A 6,567-nucleotide genomic window follows, 5' to 3' on the forward strand; every position below is an offset into this window, starting at 1 on the left:
CGCAGGATTTGGGACGGTTTCCCCGGTTTGTCGGTCCAATCGGGCGATGCGCCGGGAAAGCCAGATGGAACAGGATACGTTCGACCATGGCACATGATGCTGGCACCGACACTCTTGCCGCCGACGGCGGCGAAGGTGTGCGGCGGCGCGATTTCATCAATATCGCTGCGGTAAGCGCGGCGGGCGTTGGCGGCCTTGCCACGCTGTACCCGCTGATCAGCCAGATGTCGGCTTCGGCCGACGTACTGGCGGAAAGCTCGACCGAGGTCGACATCTCGGCGATCCAGCCGGGTCAGGCGATCAAGGCCGTGTTCCGCAAGCAGCCGGTGTTCATCCGCAATCTCAAGCCTGAAGAGATTGAAGAAGCCAACAAGGTCGACATTTCGACGCTGCGCGATCCCCAGACGCTCAAGGAGCGGACCAAGGAAGGTCACGAAAACTGGCTGATCACGATGGGCGTCTGCACCCACCTCGGCTGCGTGCCGCTGGGCGCTGGCGAAGGCGAAGTCCGCGGTGAGTTTGGCGGGTATTTCTGCCCGTGCCACGGTTCGGCCTATGATACCGCCGCGCGCATCCGCAAGGGCCCGGCTCCCAAGAACCTGCAGGTGCCGGACTACGCATTCACGTCCGACACTGTCGTCAAGATCGGCTGAGGTTAGAGACCATGAGCTTTCCCTGGGCAAAAGAATACAAGCCGAGCCACCCCTTCATGGTCTGGATGGACGAGAAGCTGCCGCTTCCCCGTCTGGTCTATGGTGCCGTTGGCGGTGGTTACGAGGTTCCGCGCAACCTCAACTACATGTGGAACTTCGGCTTCCTCGCCGGGCTGTGCCTGGTGATCCAGATCGTGACCGGTGTGGTCCTGGCGATGCACTATTCGCCGAACACGCTGGTGGCCTTCGATTCGACCGAGCACATCATGCGCGACGTCAACTGGGGCTGGATGCTGCGCTATGGCCACGCCAACGGCGCCTCGGCCTTCTTCGTGGTCGTCTATGCCCACATCTTCCGCGGCTTCTACTACGGCTCGTACAAGGCGCCGCGCGAAATGATCTGGCTGCTGGGCGTCGTGATCTTCCTGCTCATGATGGCCACAGGCTTCATGGGTTATGTGCTGCCGTGGGGCCAGATGTCCTACTGGGGCGCGCAGGTGATCACCGGCCTGTTCGGCGCAATTCCGCTGATCGGTGAACCGATCCGCGAATGGCTGCTGGGCGGCTTCGCCCCGGATAACGCCGCGCTCAACCGGTTCTTCTCGCTGCACTTCCTGCTGCCCTTCGTGATCCTGGGTGTTGTCATCCTGCACGTCTGGGCGCTGCACATCCCCGGCTCGTCGAACCCGACCGGCGTCGAAGTGAAGAGCGAAAGCGATACCGTGCCGTTCTTCCCCTACTTCGTGGCGAAGGATGGCTGGACGATCGGCCTGTTCATGATCATCTACAGCGCTTTCGTGTTCTTCATGCCGAACGCGCTGGGCCACCCGGACAACTACATCCCGGCCAACCCGATGCAGACCCCGGCGCACATCGTTCCCGAATGGTACTTCTGGCCGTTCTACGCGATCCTGCGCGCCTTCACGGTCGACTTCATCATCGTGCCCGCGAAGCTGATGGGTGTGCTGGCGATGTTCTCGGCGATCCTGGTGTGGTTCTTCCTGCCCTGGCTCGACCGTTCGCCGGTCCGTTCGGCCCGCTACCGTCCGCTCTACCGCAAGTTCTTCTGGTTTGGCCTGATCCCGGCCATGCTGGTGCTGTTCTATTGCGGCGGCGCTCCGGCAGCTGAACCCTACGTGATGATCAGCCAGCTCGCGGCGCTGTACTACTTCGCCCACTTCCTGATCATCGTCCCGATCGTTTCGTCGATCGAACGCCCCGATCCGCTGCCCTTCTCGATCACCGAGGCTGTCCTCGGCTCGGACGAGAGCGCCGCTCTCGGCGGCCAGGCCTGAACTCCAGCGAGGGACCAGAGAGAATCATGATCCGCATCATCTCCATCCTCGTCGGCGCGTTCTTCACGCTCGCGCTGCTCCTCGCCTTCGGAACCGGGGCCTACAACTTCGTCACCGAACCGCCGGCGCAGACCGTTGAAGCCGCCTTCCACGAACACCCCAAAGAACTGAAGCTTTCGAGCGACGGCATCTTCGGCAAGTTCGACAAGCAGCAGCTTCAGCGCGGCTTCGAAGTCTATTCGAAGGTCTGCTCGAGCTGCCACGCGCTCAAGCTGGTGGCGTTCCGCGACCTCGCCGCGCTGGGCTACAACGAAGCCGAAGTGAAGGCGATCGCCGCTGCGCAGACCGTGGCTGGCAAGGATCCGCTGACCGGCGCGATTAAGGACCGCCCGGGCATGCCGAGCGATCACTTCCCGCCGGTGGTCTATGCCGGCACGGGCAATCCGCCCGATCTGTCGCTGATCGCCAAGGCGCGTCACGGCGGCGGGGCCTATGTCTACTCGCTGCTGACGGGTTACCAGAACCAGCCGGCCGAACTTCTCAAGAAGTTCCCCGAAGCCAAGACCCCGGACGGCCTCTACTACAACCCGTACTTCGCGAACCTCAATATCGCGATGCCGGCTCCGCTTACCAGCGAAGGCCAGGTGACCTATTCGGACGGGACCAAGGCGACTGTCGACCAGATGGCGCAGGACGTTGCCGCGTTCCTAGTGTGGACCGCCGAGCCCAAGCTCGAAAAGCGTCACCAGACCGGCCTGTGGTGGATTGGCTTCCTGCTGTTCGCCACGATCCTGGCCTATATGTCCTACCGCAACATCTGGGCGGAAAAGAAGGGCCACTAAGCCCTTCCTCCCCCCGGTGGGAAACGGTTCAACAGGCGCCCCTTGCACCCCCGGTGTGAGGGGCGTCTGCCATTGGGGATGCCGGACCTGCAGAACGAGGGTTTGAACGATGGCCATGCGACCAAGCCTCACGGCGGAAGAACTCAAGGCACTGGTGCGCACGGTGCCGGATTTTCCCAAGCACGGAATCCTGTTCCGCGACATCACCACCCTGATCGGGCACGGGCAGGGATTTGCCAGCGCCGTCGCATTGCTCGCTCGGGCGGCCGAAGCTGCCGGGGCAGAGGCGATTGCGGGGATGGAGGCGCGCGGCTTCATTTTCGGTGCGGCGGTTGCCGCCCATCTGGGCCTGGGCTTCGTCCCGGTTCGCAAGCCCGGCAAGCTCCCGGTCCCGGTGCTGGCGATCGACTATGCGCTGGAATACGGCACCGATACGCTCGAAATTGATCCCGGAGCGATCACGCCAGGGCAGAAGGTCGTGATCATCGACGACCTGATCGCGACCGGAGGAACCGCACTTGCCGCCGCCCAGCTGCTGCGCCGGACCGAAGCCGAAGTGACGGATGCGCTGTTCGTGATTGATCTGCCGGATCTCGGCGGGGCGGATCGTCTGCGCGCAGCCGGACTGGCGGTCACGGCGCTGATGGATTTTCCCGGCCACTGATCCTCACGGACGAGGCCTCCCGTCAGCACCGTGGCCCGCCTTAGTGCGCTTCGGGTGCAGCCTCGGCTGCATTGTCGGGCAGGCCGCCCAGATCGGTGACCAGCTTGGTATAGGCGTCGAGGTAAGCCAGCACGATGATCTGACCAATCGCGGTGTCCTGATAGCCGCCACCGCCCGCCGCGGCAAAGGTACCGCCGCTGAACAGCCCGCCGCCCGCGCCCCAACTGAGGTCCGACTTGCGGTAGTAGCCCTCGGCCAGGGCGACTTCCTCGGTCGTGCGGGCATCAACCACGGTCAGCGTAACGTTGGCCTCGCCCTTCTTGACATTGATCCCGCCAAGCACGGCTCCGGCAGTGCCACCGAACAACCCGCCGCCGACTCCGCCAAGGATCCCGCCCACCGCATTGCCGCCGGAATTGCGATTGGCGCTGACGATATCGGGCTGGATGAAATAGTCGGCCGCCTTGACCTGCCCCTTGCCAAGATTCGAGCCTTCCTGCAGCTCGCCCTGATCGGCCAGCGCCCGCTCCATCGAGCGGCTCTGCATGGCGCGGCCCCGGTTGACCAAGGTGAAACAGCCCGATTCGCGAATGAATACCTTGAGGATCGCTTCGGGACTGCCGAGGTTGTACTCGCGCCACCATTGCTCGTCTGGCTCGACGATCGCGATCGTGCCGAGATTGCGGGTGCAGTGCGGAATCTCGCGCGTGCCCTTCGCTTGCGCCTGATGACCGGAAGAGCCTTTTTCCTTCGCGGCAGCGGCGCCCGGCATCGCGGCGATCAGGGAAAGACAAACGGCGGCGGCGATAGTCTTGCGCATGAACACAGCTCCTCTGTTGAGGGACTGGCCCGCCTAAACCCTAAGGGCACCATGTCCCAACCGCGGGATCATGGCCCAGCTTGCGCGCAGGACATTGCAAATTCGCGCCACGCCGCAGATTTTCAAAGCGGCATATTGTCGATCAGACGCGTCGTGCCGATCCGCGCGGCCACGAAAAGCCGCGCCGGATCGCTGTGCGGTCCTTCGCGGAGTTCGAGCGAGGCTGCGTCTCTGATCTCGGCATAGTCGACCGACGAGAAGCCGCCCGAAAGCAGAGTGGACGTGAGCGCCTGCAGTGCCGCGTCATAACCGGCACCGCCGCGAATTGCGGCGATTGCCTGGCGCATTGCGCGCGGTAGCGTGGCGGCATCCTTGCGCTGCTCGACCGACAGATAGGCGTTGCGCGACGACATGGCGAGGCCATCACCCTCGCGTACGGTCGGGACGCCGCGGATAGCCTCGGCGCTGGGGAACAGCAGATCCAGATCCCGCGCCATGCGGCGAATCACGGCCAGTTGTTGCCAGTCCTTTTCGCCGAAGAAGGCGAGGTCGGGCTGAACCTGGTTGAAGAGCTTGCAGACCACGGTCGCGACACCGTCGAAGTGTCCGGGCCGCGCCGCGCCGCAGAGCGGGGCAGAAACGCCATCGACCGAAACCGAGGTGGCATAACCTTGCGGATACATCGCCGCGACGTCGGGCAGCCACAGCAGGCTGGCCCCCTCGGCTTCGAGCAGCTGCGAATCGCGCTCGGCCTGGCGGGGATAGCTCGCGAGGTCTTCCTTGGGCCCGAACTGGCGGGGATTGACGAAGATCGAAACGGCCACATGCGCAGCATGGCGGCGCGCCTCTCGCACCAGGGCGAGATGCCCTTCGTGCAGAGCGCCCATGGTCGGCACCAGCGCAATCGGGCCATCGGCGCGCAAGGCTTCGACAGCACCGCGTAGTGGATCAAGCTGCGTGACTGTTTGCACGGTCGAATCCCCTCGGATAGAACACGCTCGTCGGCGCCTGCGCCGTCCCTTGCGCTGCAACGCAGCAAACATCAACACCGGATACAAGCGAGCCCGATTTACCGTGTCAGTATTCCCTGCCCCGCACCGCATTGTCTTCGCCAATGAAAAAGGGGGGACCGGCAAGTCGACCACGGCGGTCCACGTCGCGATCGCGCTGGCCTATCAGGGCGCACGCGTGGCGGCGATCGACCTCGACCCGCGTCAGCGCACGCTGCACCGTTATCTTGAGAACCGCACCGAGACCGAGCGCCGCCGTGAAATTGCACTGCCCGGCGCACGCTTCGCCGTGTTCAAGGGTTCGACGGTTGAGGAGCTCGACGCGCTCACCGCGGAAATGTCGGAAGGTGTCGATTTTCTGCTGTTTGATACGCCCGGGCGGGACGACGAATTCGCCCGCCATGTCGCAACGCGGGCGGATACCCTCGTCACTCCGCTCAACGACAGCTTCGTCGACTTCGACCTGATCGGCCAGGTCGATGCCGAAACGTTCAAGGTCCGCCGCCTGTCGTTCTACGCCGAACTGATCTGGGAGGCGCGCAAGAAGCGCGCCATGGCGACGATCAAGGACAATAAGCGCGAGATGGACTGGGTCGTGGTGCGCAACCGCACCCAGCACGTCGAGGCACGCAACATGCGCCGCCTTGATCAGGCGCTGACCGAACTGTCGAAGCGTGTTGGCTTCCGAATCGCCAGCGGACTGTCCGAACGCGTGATCTACCGTGAACTGTTCCCCTCTGGCCTGACCCTGCTCGACAAGGGGCACTTGGGCGAACTCGGTACCAGCCACCTCGTTGCCCGTCAGGAGCTGCGCGCGCTGCTCAGCCAGCTCAATCTGCCCATGCCAACGGCGCGGCAGAGCGAGCTCGGTCTGGCCGCTACGGCCTAAGCGCCAGATTGCCGAATGGTCCGCTGGTTCATCTATCTTGCGATCGCGGCCTTCGTGCTGCGCCAGCTGACTGGTCAGTGGCCATGGCAATTGTGGGCCAATTCGGAACGATCGCAGGCCGAGGCGCAAGCTCGCGCCTTGCTGGGAATCGGGCGAGAGGCTAGGCGCGAAGAGATTATCGAGGCGCATCGCCGCCAGATAGCCAGGGTTCACCCGGACCGGGGCGGATCGAACGAAGCTGTCCATGCCGCCAATGCGGCCCGCGATCTCCTGATCGCGCGGATCGAGCGGCAAGAATTGGAGCGAAAATGACCCATCAATTCCACTCCACTGTCCTGCGCGAATACGACATTCGCGGCATCATCGGCGAAACGCTGGGGGCAGAGGACGCGCG

The 6,567-nt window shown here is 63.9% G+C and carries 8 protein-coding genes; 6 read left to right on the plus strand and 2 right to left on the minus strand.

Going from position 1 to position 6,567, the window contains the following annotated elements:
• The first annotated feature begins 86 nt into the window (after positions 1–86).
• From petA to ACE3SN_RS15645, 4 genes are all read left to right on the plus strand, one after another.
• The gene (petA, locus tag ACE3SN_RS15630) at positions 87–653 is read left to right on the plus strand and encodes a ubiquinol-cytochrome c reductase iron-sulfur subunit (RefSeq protein ID WP_374531571.1); all 567 of its coding nucleotides are present in this window, start codon (positions 87–89) and stop codon (positions 651–653) included.
• Positions 654–664: 11 nt separating this feature from the next.
• On the plus strand, positions 665–1,948 hold the full coding sequence (locus ACE3SN_RS15635; RefSeq protein WP_374531573.1) for a cytochrome bc complex cytochrome b subunit: 1,284 nt from the start codon (positions 665–667) through the stop codon (positions 1,946–1,948).
• A 26-nt stretch (positions 1,949–1,974) separates the two neighbouring features.
• Entirely contained in the window at positions 1,975–2,790 is an 816-nt protein-coding gene (locus tag ACE3SN_RS15640) for a cytochrome c1 (protein ID WP_374531575.1), read from the plus strand.
• Positions 2,791–2,905: 115 nt separating this feature from the next.
• The gene (locus ACE3SN_RS15645) at positions 2,906–3,454 is read left to right on the plus strand and encodes an adenine phosphoribosyltransferase (protein ID WP_374531585.1); all 549 of its coding nucleotides are present in this window, start codon (positions 2,906–2,908) and stop codon (positions 3,452–3,454) included.
• A gap of 40 nt (positions 3,455–3,494) precedes the next feature.
• Here ACE3SN_RS15645 and ACE3SN_RS15650 read toward each other — a convergent pair whose 3' ends face one another.
• Both ACE3SN_RS15650 and panC read right to left on the minus strand, forming a co-directional pair.
• Positions 3,495–4,274 carry a CsgG/HfaB family protein gene (locus ACE3SN_RS15650; protein ID WP_374531577.1) on the minus strand — a complete coding sequence of 260 codons (780 nt, stop codon included), beginning with the start codon at positions 4,272–4,274 and terminating at the stop codon, positions 3,495–3,497.
• Positions 4,275–4,396: 122 nt separating this feature from the next.
• Complete coding sequence (gene panC, locus ACE3SN_RS15655; protein WP_374531579.1) at positions 4,397–5,245, minus strand: pantoate--beta-alanine ligase; 849 nt, start codon at positions 5,243–5,245, stop codon at positions 4,397–4,399.
• A gap of 103 nt (positions 5,246–5,348) precedes the next feature.
• On the opposite strand from panC, the gene ACE3SN_RS15660 reads away from it, so the two are divergent.
• Positions 5,349–6,173 (plus strand): division plane positioning ATPase MipZ, encoded by an 825-nt coding sequence (locus tag ACE3SN_RS15660; RefSeq protein WP_374531581.1) that lies wholly within the window; start codon positions 5,349–5,351, stop codon positions 6,171–6,173.
• Between the two features lie 15 nt (positions 6,174–6,188).
• On the plus strand, positions 6,189–6,485 hold the full coding sequence (locus ACE3SN_RS15665) for a molecular chaperone DnaJ (protein ID WP_374531583.1): 297 nt from the start codon (positions 6,189–6,191) through the stop codon (positions 6,483–6,485).
• Positions 6,486–6,567 lie beyond the last annotated feature (82 nt).

It is taken from the genome of Novosphingobium sp. (assembly GCF_041915465.1).
GTDB lineage: Bacteria > Pseudomonadota > Alphaproteobacteria > Sphingomonadales > Sphingomonadaceae > Novosphingobium.